16 protein-coding genes and 1 pseudogene are annotated in these 15,206 nt (G+C 71.0%); 6 read left to right on the forward strand and 11 right to left on the reverse strand.

The window, feature by feature from the left end; all coding sequences use genetic code 11:
• Positions 1 to 124: 124 nt before the first annotated feature.
• Positions 125 to 331 carry a hypothetical protein gene (locus Pflav_RS09460; RefSeq protein WP_173035443.1) on the reverse strand — a complete coding sequence of 69 codons (207 nt, stop codon included), beginning with the start codon at positions 329 to 331 and terminating at the stop codon, positions 125 to 127.
• Between the two features lie 770 nt (positions 332 to 1,101).
• Between Pflav_RS09460 and Pflav_RS09465 the strand changes: the two genes are divergently transcribed.
• Positions 1,102 to 2,826, forward strand: a complete 1,725-nt coding sequence (locus tag Pflav_RS09465) for an aminotransferase class V-fold PLP-dependent enzyme (RefSeq protein WP_232071166.1) — start codon at positions 1,102 to 1,104, stop codon at positions 2,824 to 2,826.
• 755 nt (positions 2,827 to 3,581) lie between these two features.
• Here Pflav_RS09465 and Pflav_RS09470 read toward each other — a convergent pair.
• From Pflav_RS09470 to Pflav_RS09485, 4 genes are all read right to left on the reverse strand, one after another.
• Positions 3,582 to 4,064 (reverse strand): hypothetical protein, encoded by a 483-nt coding sequence (locus tag Pflav_RS09470; RefSeq protein ID WP_197938248.1) that lies wholly within the window; start codon positions 4,062 to 4,064, stop codon positions 3,582 to 3,584.
• Between the two features lie 364 nt (positions 4,065 to 4,428).
• Positions 4,429 to 4,731, reverse strand: a complete 303-nt coding sequence (locus tag Pflav_RS09475) for a hypothetical protein (protein ID WP_173035444.1) — start codon at positions 4,729 to 4,731, stop codon at positions 4,429 to 4,431.
• A 42-nt stretch (positions 4,732 to 4,773) separates the two neighbouring features.
• A complete protein-coding gene (locus Pflav_RS09480; protein WP_173035445.1) occupies positions 4,774 to 5,661 on the reverse strand; it encodes a hypothetical protein in 888 nt (295 codons plus the stop codon).
• Positions 5,654 to 6,235, reverse strand: a complete 582-nt coding sequence (locus tag Pflav_RS09485; protein WP_173035446.1) for an RNA polymerase sigma factor — start codon at positions 6,233 to 6,235, stop codon at positions 5,654 to 5,656. Before Pflav_RS09485 ends, Pflav_RS09480 begins: the two co-directional genes overlap by 8 nt.
• A 185-nt stretch (positions 6,236 to 6,420) precedes the next feature.
• Here Pflav_RS09485 and Pflav_RS09490 point away from each other — a divergent pair, with 185 nt between their 5' ends.
• Complete coding sequence (locus Pflav_RS09490) at positions 6,421 to 7,185, forward strand: hypothetical protein (RefSeq protein ID WP_173035447.1); 765 nt, start codon at positions 6,421 to 6,423, stop codon at positions 7,183 to 7,185.
• 55 nt (positions 7,186 to 7,240) lie between these two features.
• Here Pflav_RS09490 and Pflav_RS09495 read toward each other — a convergent pair whose 3' ends face one another.
• On the reverse strand, positions 7,241 to 7,423 hold the full coding sequence (locus Pflav_RS09495) for a hypothetical protein (RefSeq protein ID WP_173035448.1): 183 nt from the start codon (positions 7,421 to 7,423) through the stop codon (positions 7,241 to 7,243).
• A gap of 38 nt (positions 7,424 to 7,461) precedes the next feature.
• Between Pflav_RS09495 and Pflav_RS09500 the strand changes: the two genes are divergently transcribed.
• A complete protein-coding gene (locus Pflav_RS09500; RefSeq protein ID WP_173035449.1) occupies positions 7,462 to 8,010 on the forward strand; it encodes a GNAT family N-acetyltransferase in 549 nt (182 codons plus the stop codon).
• 36 nt (positions 8,011 to 8,046) lie between these two features.
• Here Pflav_RS09500 and Pflav_RS09505 read toward each other — a convergent pair whose 3' ends face one another.
• Both Pflav_RS09505 and Pflav_RS09510 read right to left on the reverse strand, forming a co-directional pair.
• On the reverse strand, positions 8,047 to 8,307 hold the full coding sequence (locus Pflav_RS09505; RefSeq protein WP_173035451.1) for an amphi-Trp domain-containing protein: 261 nt from the start codon (positions 8,305 to 8,307) through the stop codon (positions 8,047 to 8,049).
• A gap of 442 nt (positions 8,308 to 8,749) precedes the next feature.
• Positions 8,750 to 9,379, reverse strand: a complete 630-nt coding sequence (locus Pflav_RS09510; protein WP_173035452.1) for a DsbA family oxidoreductase — start codon at positions 9,377 to 9,379, stop codon at positions 8,750 to 8,752.
• 231 nt (positions 9,380 to 9,610) lie between these two features.
• On the opposite strand from Pflav_RS09510, the gene Pflav_RS09515 reads away from it, so the two are divergent.
• Positions 9,611 to 10,258 carry a TetR/AcrR family transcriptional regulator gene (locus Pflav_RS09515; protein WP_173035454.1) on the forward strand — a complete coding sequence of 216 codons (648 nt, stop codon included), beginning with the start codon at positions 9,611 to 9,613 and terminating at the stop codon, positions 10,256 to 10,258.
• On the opposite strand, the gene Pflav_RS09520 is transcribed toward Pflav_RS09515, so the two are convergent.
• The 3 genes and pseudogenes from Pflav_RS09520 to Pflav_RS09525 all read right to left on the reverse strand — a co-directional run bounded on the left by Pflav_RS09520 (position 10,255) and on the right by Pflav_RS09525 (position 13,189).
• Positions 10,255 to 11,523: a GMC oxidoreductase gene (locus tag Pflav_RS09520; RefSeq protein WP_232071167.1), complete on the reverse strand. Its 1,269-nt coding sequence runs from the start codon at positions 11,521 to 11,523 to the stop codon at positions 10,255 to 10,257. The two genes, Pflav_RS09515 and Pflav_RS09520, sit on opposite strands and share 4 nt — an antisense overlap.
• Before the next feature lie 72 nt (positions 11,524 to 11,595).
• Positions 11,596 to 11,763: pseudogene (locus Pflav_RS48605) on the reverse strand (FAD-dependent monooxygenase); the annotation flags it as partial.
• Positions 11,764 to 11,917: 154 nt separating this feature from the next.
• Positions 11,918 to 13,189, reverse strand: coding sequence for an NAD(P)/FAD-dependent oxidoreductase (locus tag Pflav_RS09525; RefSeq protein ID WP_173035458.1), 1,272 nt, complete (start codon positions 13,187 to 13,189; stop codon positions 11,918 to 11,920).
• A 45-nt stretch (positions 13,190 to 13,234) separates the two neighbouring features.
• Between Pflav_RS09525 and Pflav_RS09530 the strand changes: the two genes are divergently transcribed.
• Positions 13,235 to 13,831, forward strand: a complete 597-nt coding sequence (locus Pflav_RS09530) for a TetR/AcrR family transcriptional regulator (RefSeq protein WP_173035459.1) — start codon at positions 13,235 to 13,237, stop codon at positions 13,829 to 13,831.
• A gap of 131 nt (positions 13,832 to 13,962) precedes the next feature.
• Positions 13,963 to 15,204, forward strand: coding sequence for a ferredoxin reductase family protein (locus tag Pflav_RS09535; RefSeq protein WP_232071169.1), 1,242 nt, complete (start codon positions 13,963 to 13,965; stop codon positions 15,202 to 15,204).
• The last annotated feature ends 2 nt before the right edge of the window (positions 15,205 to 15,206 follow it).

The raw sequence follows: 15,206 nt of genomic DNA on the forward strand, positions 1-15,206 counted from the left end.
GGCACCCGGCCGCCGAACGGTGAGGCCTGCGCGGGTGCCGCGGTGAGGGTCGTGGCGCCGGCCGCGGCGACACCGGCGATCGCCGCACCGGCAACCAGAGTTCGCCGGCTGATCGCGGGGGCGGTCACGGGAGCCACTCGGCCACGAGCTGGGTCAGCGGCGCCGGGGTCCGCTCCTGCGGGATCCTGGCGAGCAGGGCGTCGCACTCGGCCGCGCCGTTGAGGACGTCGGCGGCGATCGCGGTCGGCATGTGGATCTCGGAGAGGCCCAGCAGCGGGGCGAGCTGGCGGGCGAGCTCCAGTGCCGTCTCGTCGGTATAAGGGGCAGGCATGACACTCCCTTCAAGGGGCTTTGGGCATTCCGATGGAGGTTTGGGGAGAACCAAGGCGTCTCAGGCACTTACAAGGGGCTATGGGGCGTTTCAAGCGTGGAGGCGGACCTGGCGATGTTCCGCCGGTTCGCGATGGGGCCGGGGTTGATGGGCCAGATGGGGGTCCAAGCCGCTTTTGGTGATTCCAATGCACCTTGGGACACGAACAGCGATGTGGATAAGCAGCGGAATGGACGAGCAGTGGGCGTGGACGAAGGGCGCAGATGTGAACGAACAGCTGGCGTGGACGAGCAGCTGGCGTGGGAGCAGCCGGTGTGGATGAACAACTGGCGTGGACGAGCGGCAGATGTGGATGAGCGGTGGGCCTGGACGAGCAGCGGATGTGGACGAGCAGGGGAGCCTGGACGAGCAGCGGGTGTCGACGAGCAGTGGGTGCGGACGAGCAGCGGCCTGGTCCCGAGAGGGCTGTGGATGAAGGCCGCGGACAAACAGCGGCCGTGGGCAGACAGCGGCTGTGGAAGGCGAAAGCGGTGGATAGACCAGGGCTGTGGACAAAACGGGGTGTGGATGACCAGGGCTCTGGCTAGACGCGGGCGACGGACACCGTGGCTTGAGCGTGCGACCCGTCCACCTGGAGATCAACAGGCGAAACGAAGTCGCCTCGGGGTATTTACGCGCCTGTGCCAGTGCGGCCGTTGTGTCCGGTTCACGCCAGGCGGGCTGCCCGAAAGGCTCTGGCGTTGCCGCAACCTGAGGCGCACTCTCAACTTATGACCGGCATGATCGCGACCACGCGGGCGGCGGGGGCGACGAAGGCCGCGCTGCTGGAGCGGATCAGGTCCGGGATCGTCGGCGAGGGCGCAGTGCTCGACGGGCCGTACGGGCCGCGCCGTATCACGTACGCCGACTACACCGCCTCCGGCCGCTCGCTCGACTTCATCGAGGACGCGATCCGTGCGCACGTGCTGCCGCGGTACGCGAACACGCACACCGAGAGCTCCGGCACCGGCCTCGCCACCGGGCGGCTGCGTGAGGAGGCCCGCGAGATCATCCACGACGCGGTCGGTGGCACGGATGAGGACCTCGTCATTTTCTGTGGGTCCGGTGCGACCGCCGCGGTCAACAAGCTCATCGGCATCCTGGAGCTCCGCCTGCCGGCCGGGTACCCCCGCCCCGAAAGCCGGCCGATCGTCTTCGTCGGGCCGTACGAGCACCACTCCAACGAGCTGCCCTGGCGGGAGAGCGTTGCCGACGTGGTGCCCATCGGCGCCGATCGTGACGGCCACATCGACTTGGACGAGCTCGCCGCACAGCTCGACAGGTACGCCGAGCGCCCGCTGCGGATCGGCAGCTTCTCCGCCGCCTCCAACGTCACCGGCATCCTCTCCAACGCCGACCGGGTCGCTGCCCTGCTGCACGCGCACGGGGCGCTGTCGTTCTGGGACTACGCGGCGGCTGGGCCGTACGTGCGGATCCGGGTGGGCGAATCGGCGCCCGGTGCGGCCGACCACAAGGACGCTGTGTTCCTGTCGCCGCACAAGTTCGTCGGTGGCCCGCAGACGCCCGGCGTCCTGGTCGTCCGCCGCGAGCTGGTCCGCAACGCGGTCCCCACCGTGCCAGGCGGGGGCACCGTCGCGTTCGTCGATCCGACCTCGCACCGATACCTGGACGACCCGATCGCCCGCGAGGAGGGCGGCACCCCGGCCATCGTCGAGTCGATCCGGGCCGGGCTGGTCTTCGCGCTCAAGGAGGCGGTCGGCACCGACGTGATCCAGGCCAGCGAGGAGCGGCTGTGGAAGCGGGCGCTGCGCCGCTGGTCCGCCAACCCGGATGTCGAGCTGCTGGGCAACCCGGACGCGCGGCGGCTGTCCATCGTCTCGCTGCGCATCCGCCGCGGCGAACGTTACCTGCACCACAACTTCGTAGTGGCGCTGCTCAACGACCTCTTCGGCATCCAGGCGCGCGGCGGCTGTTCGTGCGCCGGGCCGTACGGGCACCGGCTGCTCGCGATCGACGTCGTGCACTCGCACCGCTTCCAGGACGAGATCAGCCAGGGCTGCGAGGGGATCAAGCCGGGCTGGACCCGCATCAACTTCAACTACTTCATCTCCGACGTCGTCGCCGACTACCTTGTGGACGCCGTCGACCTCATCGCGCGGTACGGCGACCGGCTGCTCGGCGACTACCGCTTCGACCCTCGGACCGGGCTCTGGTGGCACCGCGCGGGGACCCGCCGGCCCCCGCTGCGGCTGCGGGACCTCGCGTACGCGGCGGACGGGACGATCGCCCGTCCCGCCCGACCGCGGAAGGCGGGTGAGGAGGCGCTCGCCGGATACCTGGACCAGGCGCGGCGGCTGATGGCCGGATACCCCGAGTCGGTCGACGAAGGGCCCACCGGGCTGGCGCAGGACTTCGAGGCGCTGCGCTGGTTCCACCTACCGCCGTCGTGCCTCGACGGCGCGAGCTGGTCGCCCGCGGGCGGCTGCGACGGCTAATGACCACAGTGGACGGTTCCGACTAAGATCCACATCATGCTGCGCAATCGGGACGCGTGGCCCGTGGAAGCCTACCTCACGGGAAACTACCGCCGGCTGCACCGCGCCGACGAGGATCGACCACCACAGCGAGGTGTACGCCCGCCTCCCTCCACCGCAGCATCGAATGTGGGGCCGGCCCCAACTTGTACCCGCTCGCACTCGCCGCTGCCACGAGCCGGCTTGTGCACGCGGTCGAGCCCAGCGCCGCCTCCGTCGCGTGCCCGCGCCACCAGCTGCGCGACGGCCCGGATCCGAGTTGGAACCCGTTCTACGCGCGGTGCCGGCGGAGCAATCCGGCGCTGGCCCAGGCCCTTCCCGGGTACGGGTCACCCGCGCCGACGCCTTCGCGCTGCCGGAAAGGCGGTACGCGCTCGGCTCGATGAACTTCGGCGCCGAGCGCGTCACCGAGGACCGGGCGGAATTCGCCGCGTTTTGCCGGGCGGGCACCTGGTCGCGTCCTTCATGGAGAACATGGGCGCTACTCCATCGCCGGCGGGCGCGGCTGGCCGGCCATACCGGTCGACGCCGAGCAGGTCACCGAGGTCTTCGCGCCGTACACAGTGGACCTGGCTGTGCGGCGGATCGACACCGACCCCGACCTGCCTGACTGGGGGGACACCGGAATGGTCATGCTGTCGGCCCGCCGCGCGCCCTGACCCTCGACCGCGGGCAGCTTCCCGCGGGGTCGGAGAGTACCTGCGGGGTGCCTCAACTTAGCGGAGCAGGTGGCGCACCCACACGTTCGGCTCCACGTACACGGCGCTGCCGCGTGCCAGGTCGCAGTGCACGGGCACCAGTGCCTCGGGCACCAGTACCGGTCCAGGGGTGTCGAACGGCAGCCCGGTCCAGTCCCGCCAGTCGGCGAGTGGGGCGGCGAGGGTCAGCGAGGTCGGCGCGATACCGACGATCTCGCCGCCGGCCCGTGCGTGGGTGCGCAGCCACGGGTCCTGCGGCAGCCCGTCCGGGCGGGTGCGGGCGGCGTAAGCCGCGAGCGGCACCTCCGGCTCCTCGTGCTTGTGCGTCGGGCGCACCGGGATGAGCAGGGCGTCGAACCCGTGCCGGGCGGCGTTGGCCCGCATCGCGTCCACCATTACCCGGGAGACCCCGCGCCCCTGCCACTCGGCCGCGACGGTGACTTCCACGCCGACGACAAGGTGGCCGATCCGGCCAGTGAGAAGATCGCCGGCGGCCGTCATGATCGCCGCATCGTGCCCGTCCGGGGCAGGGTGCCGGGCGGCCACGAGACCGGGAAGCTGTACGCCTTGGCGATCGGCTCGTCCGGTGCCGACCGGTCCACCGCGACAAGGCAGAAGCCGGGGTGGCGGGGGCGACAGAAGCGTAGAAGAGGGTCGAGAGCGGGTGGTGGTGCAGGAAGCGAGGCCAGGTGCCGAGGAGACCGTCAAGTCGGGAAGCGAGATCGGGACGCTCGGCGACGCTCGTCACCTGAAGGTCCACACGCCGCTCCTGAACGCCGCTTGAAAGGATCATCCGGGAGTTAGCCTACGGATATTGGGCGGCAGTGGGGCCAGGGTTAGGCCGGACAGTCGGACGGCCGGGTTGTCAGGCCGCAGGGCCGTCGTACGGGCGGGGAGATGTGATCATGTCCAGCCGCCGGATGATCGCCGCCTGCACCGAGGTGAGCGCGCTGGCGGTAGCGGTCGGCGTGGCGCGCAACCGCCCGCGGTGCAGCTCCCCTGGCCGCTGCTGTCCGTCGGGATCTTCGCGTTCGCGATGGGCGACACCAGCCGCCATGATCGGCCCGGCCTGGCCGAGCGCCGCCGGACGGTCGGGGAGCAGCTGACCGCGGCGCTGGAGGTGCTCGCCGCACGGGGCGACCTCCGCGCGGCACCGGGGCCCGGTCACGCCTCGGCAGGCGCGCCCGGGCCCGGACTCCTGATTCGCTGGTCAGTCCAACCAGGACCGGATGCGGTCGACCGCCTTGTCGGTGAAGGCGTTCACCACGTCCGGCTCCGCGGACCAGCCCGCCTCCCAGCCGGTCTCGTAGAGGATCGTCACCACGTCGCCGATCCGTACCACCGAGACCAGCCGCACGTCATCGCCGCCGGTCGGGTTGCCCTCCGGGTCCTTGGTGGGATACCGCACCTCGAACATGAGGGACTGGTCACCTTGCTTGGGGGCGGAGACCGTACGGTAGCGGCGGTCACCGTCTGAGGGGCAGGCTGCGACGGCGTCGCGCAGCTCGTCGACGAATCGGCTCGCGCGGCCCGGCTCGTACACCCTGATGCTCTGCCGAAACGTGCCGTCGGGCACGTAGCCCTCCCGGCCCGGCGCCGTCCAGTAGGTGACCCGGCGGCTGCGTTGCAGGTCGATGGACCGGTCGCTGGCGTACGTGGCGTCGCAGAGCGCGGGCAGCACGTCATCGCTCGGAGTGTCCACCACTGGCTCCCGGCCGTTGGTGTCCGCCACCTGGAGGAACGCGCTGTTCGGGATGCTCTTGGGCGCGGTGTTGCCGGACGGGGTCGTCGGTGGTGCCGTGGTGGCCCGCTGCGGGGTCGGTGACGCGGACGTCGGGGGCGCCGAGGTGGGCGCCGGGGGCGTCGGCGACGACGTCGCCCCCGGCGGCAGCGGCGCCGGCGACGTTCCGTCCGCGCGGAACACCCACTGGGTACCCACGACGGCGCTACCCACCGCGATCGCCGCCGCGACCGCCGCGGCGGTCACCCGGACGCGGTTCCGCCGATCGGCGCGCGCCCGCAGCGCCTCGGGCGTGGCCAGCCGCATGGTGTCGGCCTCGTGCGACAGCGCACGGTACGCCTGGTCGAGCTCACTCATCACGGTTCCCCTCCCACACGCCGCTCACTGCTGGCCTGGCTCCGGCGGCGGGCCGCGATCGCCGCGGCCCGGCCTGTTTGGGCGGGACCTGGGTCGCGGCCGGGTCCGCGAGCGCCTCGGCCAGGCCGGCCCGGCCCCGGGACAGCCAGGACGTGACGGTGCCGACGGGCACGCCGGTCTCCTCCGCGATCTCCGCGACCGGCAGGTCGAACAGATAGTGCAGCGCCAACGCCTGCCGCTGCGTCACCGGCAGCCGGCGCAGCGCGGCGACGACCACGACGGTGTCCTCGTTGGGTGGGTGGACGTGCTCAGGCGGTCCCGTGCGGTGCAGGACTGTGTGCCAGCGAGCCAGCCGTCGCCACCGGTCCGTGGCCAGCCGCGTCACGACCAGCCGCACCCACGCCTCCGGGTGTGGATGGACGGCGACCGTCCGCCACCGCTGCCACGCCCTCGTGTACGCCTCCTGCACCACGTCCTGCGCCTCGGTCAGGTCGCCCACCACGGCGTACCCGTACCGCATCAGCCGCGCGGACGTGCTGCGGTAGAACTCGTCGAAACTCTCCGCGTCCCGCATCCGGTGTCCCCGCCCCTCGCCGTGCACTTGAGATGTAGACGAACGGCGTACTCACCATGTTGCGACCCGCGTCAACTTTTCCGCATGGCAGGTGCCCCGCCTACCCGCCGCGGATTCGCAGGTTGCGGTATCGCGGACCCGGCCACGGTGGTCTCGCGCCGCTGATAGCCTCCGTACGGGGCATCATGGGGGACTGGTTCAGACACACCATTGTGGACACCGGCCGGCTGCCGCTGTTCTGTTTCTTCGCCGCGATGGTGCTCTCGTTCCTCGCTATCCGCTTCTCCACCCGCATGATCCGGGCTGGCGTCCGCTGGTGGCCGGGCAACCTCACGCCTGGCGGACTCCACATCCACCACGCCGTGTTCGGCATCGGATTCATGCTGCTCGGCGGGATTGTCGGCTTCGCCCTCGATCCGGACCTGGCCGGCTGGCGCGCGGTCGCGGCGGCCATCTTCGGGGTGGGCGCGGCGCTCGTGCTGGACGAGTTCGCGCTGATCCTGCGGCTACAGGACGTGTACTGGACGCAGGAGGGGCGGGAGTCGGTCACCGCCGTCTTCGCTGCTTGCGCGGTCACCGGGCTGCTCGTCGTCGGCGTCGAGCCGGAGAACCTCACCGACCTTGTCCGGGCCGATGACCATGGCGGCCTGGACGCCTGGGTGGCAGGTGTCGCGCTTGCCGCGCTCAACCTGAGCCTGGCCGTCGTGACCGTCCTCAAGGGAAAGCTGTGGACAGGCCTCATCGGACTGTTCTTCCCGATCCTGCTCTACGTCGGCGCGATCCGGCTGGCCCGACCGAAGGCACCGTGGGCGCGGTGGTTCTACCACCGGCCGGGTGAGCGGTGGGCTCGCCGGCTGGCCCGGGCGCGACACCGGGAGAAACGCTTCCACGAACCGGTCGCCCGCCTCGGCGACCGGCTGAGCGGGTTCATCGCCGGCCGCCCGTCCTGACCGGCCGATCAGGCTCCGCCGCTTCTATCCCCCGGACCCACGCTGGGCCGACTGGCTAGACCTCCCCGAAGCGGCGTAGACGCCGCCCGCCTGCGCGCCCCTGCTTGCACGAACGGGCTCGCACGCCGGCGTCATCGGCGCCTGGGCCGCTGGCCCGGTTCGAGGCGAGGCGGGCCGCCAGCGCCAGGCCGGTCGGCTCGGCGCCGACCGCGAGCACCGCCCCACCGTAGCGGGGCATGATGCAGGTAGTGCCGATGTCGGACGGGGGAGCGGGACATGTTCGTGCTGGGCGAGCGGGTGCGGCTGCGGGCGATGGAGCCGGCGGACGCGGAGGCGCTGTGGTGGTGGAACCACGATCCCGAGGTCATGCGCTGGATGGACGCCGGCTACGCGCAGCCCTTGGTCCAGGTGCGGACGTGGCTGGAGGAGCGTCCGCGCAACGCGTACGGCGACGTGCTCTTCGGGATTGACGCGCCCGCCAAACCCACGGCCGGTACCGCTGAGTGGCAGCTCATCGGGCTCGTGCGGCTCTCCGGGGCGGAGCCGGAGACCGGCTGCGCCGAGCTGAACATCTACCTGGGCGAGAAGGAGTACTGGGGCCAGGGCTACGCGACCGACGCGGTGCGCGCCGTGTGCCGGTACGGCTTCGAGGCGATGCGCCTACACAAGATCGCGCTGACCGTCGTCACCGAGAACGACGCGGCCCTGCGCGTGTACCGGCGGGTGGGCTTCGTGGAGGAGGGGCGGCTCCGCGAAGTGTTCCGGCGGGAGGGCCAGTGGCTCGACAAGTACACGATGGGATTACTTGAGGGTGAGCTCAAGTAAAGGAGCCGGGCCTGCGGCCCGGCTCCCAGCGCGGACCTAGACGTCCGAGTCCTCGTCGTCGTCCTCGTCTTCGCCGTCCTCGTCGAGGGACCACTTGAGCTGGAACTCGATCTCCTCCTCGTCCTCGCCCCGCTCGTGCTCGATGGAGAACTGGGCGTGGGCGGGAACGCGGATCCGCTCGCCGGCGATCTGGATCCGGAACGGCGTCTCCGACTCCAGCGCGTCCGCCAGGCGCCGCAGCTTCGCGACGACCTCCGGCGTGGAGTAGATACGTTCGACGTCTCGCGTCTCGCTCACGTGACCTCCGATCTTGGGCCGCCCCGTGCGGGCGCGCCTGCGCGGGACATTCAACCAGCCGCGCGTCGACGCGTGCCCGCGACCATCCGGCGAGCAGGCCGGGTCGTCGTGCGGCTGTGGGCGCCGGCCCAGGGGTAACTTTTCGCCACGATCGGAGCACGGTACGGCGCTGCTGCGCCCCGCCGCCCTCCGCCGAGGTCGCCGACGTGCACCGCCGCGGCCGGGCGCACGGCCGGTGCCGCACACCGCGGACAGACGGAGAACGGGTCCGCCCCGCCTCAGCCGCCGCCTAGCGTGCCAAATCTGATCGCTCGTGGGCCGCCGTCGTCGGCATCACCCTCTGCGCGTGAGCATGGCGGTCGCGCCGAGACCGGCGGCCATGCTCGCCCGCACGAGCAAGAGCCTGTAGGCCGTCCGCCCTCAGGCGATGGTGGCGTAAACCTTAGGACGCGGCCCGCTCCAGCGTGGCCAGGAAGACCTCGATCGGCTGCGCTCCGGAGATGCCGTACGTCCGGTCGAAGACGAAGAACGGCACCCCGTTCGCCCCGAGCGCACGGGCCTCGCGTATGTCGGCGCGGACCTCGTCGGCGTACGCGTCGCCCTCGAGCACCTTGCGCACCTCGTCCGCGGGCAGTCCCGCGTCGGTGCCGATCCGCACCAGCGTCTCGGTGTCGTCCACCGCCTCGCCCTCCACGAGCGCGGCCTGGAAGAGGCGCTCGTGGATCCCGTCCGCGAGGTCGCGCGTCGCGGCGAGGTGGGTCAGCCGGTGCGCGTCGAACGTGTTGGCGGTCAGCGACCGGTCGAGGTGGTACGTGAGGCCCTCCTCAGCCGCGAGGGAGGTGACCCGGTCCTGCATCGCCTGCGCCTGCGCGGGCGCCACCCCGTACTTGCTCGACAGCATGTCCGTCGTCGGCTGGTTTTCGCCGCGCGGCTGGGACGGGTCGAGCTGGAAGCTGCGCCAGGTGATCTCCACGTCGCCGGTGTGGTCGAAGCGGGTCAGGGCATTCTGCAGGCGCCGCTTCCCGATGTAGCACCACGGGCAGACGACGTCGGACCAGACCTCGATCTTCACGTGCCTTCTCCTCGCTACCAGCAGGTGCCGTCGGCGGCGCACACGTCGGCGCCGTCCGCCTCTACCATGACGAGGGCGACGGGCGCCTCCTCGTCCTCGGGGGCCTCCGCGGCCTCCAGCTCGGGGTCATCCACGACGCCGCTCCCCGGGTATCTTGACGCAAGCCTCAATTTACGTCTCGAACCGTAGCACTAAACTTGGGGCCAGCGTCAACTTAGGTGGGGAGGGGTCATGGCGAAGACGACGTTGCGCGCGGACGCCCGCCGCAACACCGAGAAGCTCCGCGTGGCCGCCCTGCTGGTCTTCCAGGAGAAAGGGCTGCACGCGCCGCTCGACGAGATCGCCCAGCGGGCCGGGGTGAGCTCCGGCACGCTGTACAACCGATTCGGCAGCCGCGAGGCCCTGATCGACGCCGTCGTGCCCGAGCTCGCCGCGCAGAGCCTCGGCAAGGTGGCCAAGCGGGCGCTCGCCGAGCGTGACCCGTGGGACGGGTTCGCCGGGTACGTGATGGGCGTATGCGAGCTACAGGCCAGCTGCCCCGCGCTCAACGACGTGATCTCCCGGCGGTACGCGTCCGAGCAGCTCACCGTCATCTGCCGGGTGACCGAGGAGCGCGAGCGGTACATCATCGAGCGTGCCCAGCGCGAGGGCCTGCTGCGCGCCGACTTCACCCGCGAGGACCTGCTCTTCGTCTTCTGGTCCACGGCGATGCTGGTGCGGCACAGCGCCGACGCCGCGCCGGACGCGTGGCGGCGCAGCGTCGGATTCCTCCTCGACGGGCTGCGTGCCGGGGCGGCGCACCCGCTGCCGGCCGAGCCGCTCACCCGCGACCAGATGGAGGAAGTGATGTTCCGGCTCGGCGAGGTCGGCGCGATCTAGCCGGCCGCGATCGCCTCGGCGGTGCGCACCGCCAGCGCCATGCTGGTGAGCGTCGTGTTGCAGGCGACGCCCGCCGGAATCACGCCACCGCCGCCGAGGTACAGGTTGTCCAGACCCCACACCTTCGCGTACGGGTCGACGACGCTCTCCCGCGCGTCCGCGCCCATCCGTGTGGTACCGGTGATGTGCAACGCGAAGCCGGCCTCCAGGAAGGCGGGCTCGGCCCCGGGCAGAAACTTGCCGAGCGCCGTCGCCGCCTTCGCCATGTCGGTCACCATGTCGTCGGCGCGGGCACGGTCCGCCACGTTCGCTCCGAAGTGGAACGTGGGCTGCGGCAAGCCGTACGGATCGGCGACCCGGTCGGAGAACGTCACCGCGTTCTCCCGCCGCACGTCACAGGTGCTGAACCACACCAGGTCGGTGACGGTGCGCCGGTCGACGCCGTCGGGTACCGCCGCGTAGCCGAAGATCCCGCGGTGCAGTTGGGCGTGCCACGGTCGCCCCTCGGCGACGGGTATCCACAGGTTCGGCTCGACCACATTGGGACCGTCGTCAAGTCGGCTGGCCAGGTCGTCGGAAAGGGCCACCTGGCAGGTGGCCATCGTCTGCTCGCAGAGGTACCGGCCGAGCGCGTCCGGCCGGATTCCGGAGGCCCAGAGCAGCTGCGGGGTGAGCACCGAGCCGCACGCCACGACGAATGTGTCGGCGACGAGCGTGCGCTCGGCGCCAGTGGCCAGATCGCGGACCACCGCGCCGGTGACCTGCCTTCCACTGTGGACGAGGGCGGTGCAGAGGTGCTCGGGGAGGAGCGTGAAGCGGGGGTCGTCGGCCACGCTTGGCGCATTGCGGTCGCCGCCCTTGAGGATGATCTCCGGGCCGCTCCAGTGGACTCGCGGGGGATCGACGCTGAGCCGCTCCACGGCGAGGGGGAGCTGGCGCACCTGATACCCGGCTTCGTTGAGCCTTTCCGTGACGACCCGGCCCTGGACCGACATTTCATAGGCGCTGGTGGTCGTGTGCAGAAGTTTTTCCGCGACGCCGTACAACCGGGAGAGCTCGTCGCCATCGACGAACGGAATGTGCTCGACGACCGGATGTGTCCGAGGAGTGGCACCCGCCCAGAAAATGCCCATCCCGCCGACCGCCCGTGCGGCCCGGGAGGCGCCGAGATTGGTGGCCGGATCCTGGTCAGGGTTGATGTGCGAATCGCTTTCGGATCTCCGGCTCGATGGCACGGATATCCGCATCGCACTACTTCTGATCACGTCGGTAAATCTGTCCGGGTTGTGCTGGTAGATCGTTTCATTTCGCAGGTGGCGTCCCACCTCGCTGGATCGCTCCCCACCTGCGTCGATCATGGTGACATCGATTCCCGCGCCCACCAGGAGCCGGGCGAATGTGCTGCCCACCGGGCCTGAACCGATGATGAGTGCGCTCTTCGCCACGACTGCCTCCACGTGATCACGGGTGAAATGAAAGCTAGCCAGGCATTTAGCGGAGTGCATCCCGTAATCGGCCACACGTCGGCAATCCGTTCACCTGTTGTGTGATGGGGGTGTGAAGCAATTGTCGTCTTTACGTGGACATGTCGGTGGACGTTGGCGGTCGGGATGATTCATCTACCAACGTCACTCTCGAATTCTTGAAGCGTACCAGTTTTCATTGTGTCGACGGTTGGGTGCAGAGCCGCGCGGTGACGTCGCCGGCGAGCCTGGCGGCGGCGAGGCGCAGCGCGGTACGGGCGTTGAAGAACTCGTTTACCGGCGTCAGGCCGGCGAAGGCACCGAAGAGGCGCTCTACCTCCGCCGGGTCGCGTCGCTCGGCCAGCGCCCGCAGGAACAGGCGCTCCGCTGGTCCACTGTGGTAGGTCGCCAGCCCGAGCGTGAAGTCGTACATCGGCCCGAGCGCTCGGTCGCGGTCGCGCTGGTGAGCGCCGAGCGCGTCGCGTAGCGGGCGGGCGCCGCCGAGGCCGGCGGCGATCGCGCCGGCGAGCCCTTCCGCGTCGCGCAGGGCGTTGGCGATGCCCTGCGCGGAGACGGGATCCATCGTCACGCCCGCGTCACCGACGAGGCACCACCCGGGCCCGTGCGCCGGCCGGACGTGGTTGGGCAGGTCGGGTGTCGTGCGCAGCCGCTCGGCTCGGGCGCCGGCCCGTACCCGGTCGCCGAGGTCGCCGCACCGGTCGAGCGCCGCGAGGTAGTTGGCCTCGGCGTCCGCGCGGAACGCGTCGAAGCCGGCGAGCGGCGCGGACACGTACACCATCGTGAGTCCGCCGTTGGTGGGGAAGACCGCCGCCGCGAGCCCGTCCCGATGGTGTAGCTCGCCGGTCGTCACCGGCACGCCCGCCCAGTACGTGTAGCTGGCGAACGACCGCGGTGACCGCTGCCGGTAGGCCCGGGCCCGCACCGCCCGGGCGACGAACGACCGCTTGCCGTCCGCGCCGACCACCAGGGCGGCGCGCTCGGTCCGAAGTTGACCACCGGGCGAACTTCCGCGGATGCCGGCCACGCGGCCGCCCTCCCAGACAAGCTCCTCGACCCGCCACCGCTCGCGCACTTCGGCCCCAGCCGCCCGCGCCGCGTCGACGAGCGCGTGGTCGAGCACGGTGCGGCGCGGGCTGTGGATGGCGCCGCCCGCGGGGAAGGCGCCGTCGAGCACGGCGGCCGGCGAGTCGAAGCGCACGCGACGGGTGGACGGTGCGTCGCCGAGCCGGTCCAGCAGGCCCCACCGTGCCAGCCGCGCGACGCCCGGCGGCTGGATCTGGTGCGAGGAGATGGTGTCGCTGGGGAAGGCGGCCCGGTCGACCGCGAGGACCCGCAGTCCTTGGCGGGCCAGCAGGAGCGCCGTAGCGGCCCCGGCCACCCGCGCGCCCACCACGATCACGTCGTATGCCATCGCGTCCCCCGTCCACAGGTTGTTGGCTGTCCACATTCACCATACGGTACCGTATGGTGAGCCGTACGATAGCGTATGTCCATGGCCGAAGGAAAGCGGCGTTTGGCGCGGGAGGACTGGGTGGAGGCGGCGCTGGCCGCCATCGCGGAGGGCGGCGTGTCCGCGGTTGCCGTCGAGCCCATCGCCGCCCAGCTCGGCACCACGAAGGGGAGCTTCTACTGGCACTTCCCCAACCGCGCGGCGCTGCTGGAAGCCGCCCTCTCCGAGTGGGAGGAGCGCACCACCACCGCCGTGATCGACGAGATCGCCAACGCCACCGAGGACCCGGCCGGCCAGCTCCGCACCCTCATCGTGCGGGTCATCGACGCCGCCGAGCGCGACCGCGTCGGCCCGGCCCTGCTCGCCGCGGCCGGGCAGCCGGCGGTGGCGAGGGCCATCGACCGCGTCACCCGCGCGCGGATCGGCCTGATCGTCACGGTCTTCAGCCGGCTCGGCTTCCCGTTGCCGGAGGCCCGGTCGCGCGCCCTGCTCGCGTACAGCGCGTACCTCGGCCACGCCCAGCTCGCCCACTCCACGGAGGGGGTCCTGCCGGACACCGCGGATGGCCGCCGCGCCTACCTGCGGGACGTCATGAGCGTCCTCACGGCGGACACCCGCACAGCAGCGTCGGATACCTGACTGACCCCACCCGGCCGCCCCGCTCGTACTGACAATGCCGGGAAGCCGATCATGTGGGGGCGATTGTCATGGCTGTGGGCGCGGTGGCGCGGGCGGCGTTGTGGACAGCCGTGGTAGCCCACCTTCTTGTTGTGGAGTACCTGTTCATCCGCTACGGCCAGGGCAAGAACTCGCTGCTCACCGTCGGCAAGTTCTTCGGCCTCCACCTCGCGGCGATCATGATGCTTCAGATCGTGCTGGTGGCCCGCCTGCCGTGGCTCGATCGCCGGATCGGGATGGACCGGCTCACCGTGTGGCACCGGTGGATCGGCTTCGGCCTGGTCTGGACCCTCATCCTCCACTTCACGTTCATTATCGTCGGCTACGCCGACCTCGCCTCGCAGCCGCCGTGGGACACGTTCCTGAGCCTCGCCGGCGTCACCGCCTCACTGCTCGGCATGGTCGCGGCCGTCATCATCCTGGTGGTCGCCTCAATTTCCGTCCGGTACGTGCGGCGGCGCCTGCCGTACGAGGCGTGGCACGGCCTCCACCTGCTGCTTTACGTCGCGCTCGGCATCGGGCTCGTGCACCAGGCCTTCGAAGGCACCACGTTCGACTCGACGTGGGCCACCGTGTACTGGTGGTCGGTGTGGGGGCTCGTGCTTGCCGCCTTGCTCGCCGGACGCGTGGCGGTGCCGGTGTGGCGCAACCTCTACCACAGGTTTACGGTCGCCGCGGTGGTACCGGAGTCGGACAACGTCGTCTCCGTCCACATCACCGGCCAGCACCTCGACAAGCTGCCGGCGCGGGCCGGGCAGTTCTTCATCTGGCGGTTCCCCGGCCACCACGGCTGGTGGCGAGCCAACCCCTTCTCGCTCTCGGCCGCGCCCAACGGTCGTTCCCTCCGCCTCACCGCGAAGGCCGTCGGGAAGGGCAGCGCCGGGCTCCGCAACGTGCCGGTCGGCAGCCGGGTCTTCGTCGAGGGCCCCTACGGGGCATTCACCACCATCCACCAGACCCGCCCCGCGTCGCTGCTGATCGCAGGCGGCGTCGGCATCACCCCAATCCGCGCGCTGCTGGAGGAGCCGGGCGGGCCGACCACAGTCCTGTACCGCGTGCACACCGTGGAGGAGGCCGTGCTGCTGCCCGAGCTCCAGGCCCTCGCCAAGGCGCGCGGTGCGCAGCTCTACGTGCTCACTGGTCGCACCGGCGCGGGCACACCGCCGAACGTCCCGTTCGCGCCGGCCAACCTCGCCGCCGCCATCCCGGACATCGTGCAGCGGGACGTCTTCGTCTGCGGGCCACCGGCCATGACCGACGCCGTTGTCCACAGCCTCCGGGCGCTCGGCGTTCCCCGGCGGCAGGTACACGCCGAGAAGTTCAGCCTGGCCTAAAG

It is taken from the genome of Phytohabitans flavus, from assembly GCF_011764545.1.
Taxonomy (GTDB): domain Bacteria; phylum Actinomycetota; class Actinomycetes; order Mycobacteriales; family Micromonosporaceae; genus Phytohabitans; species Phytohabitans flavus.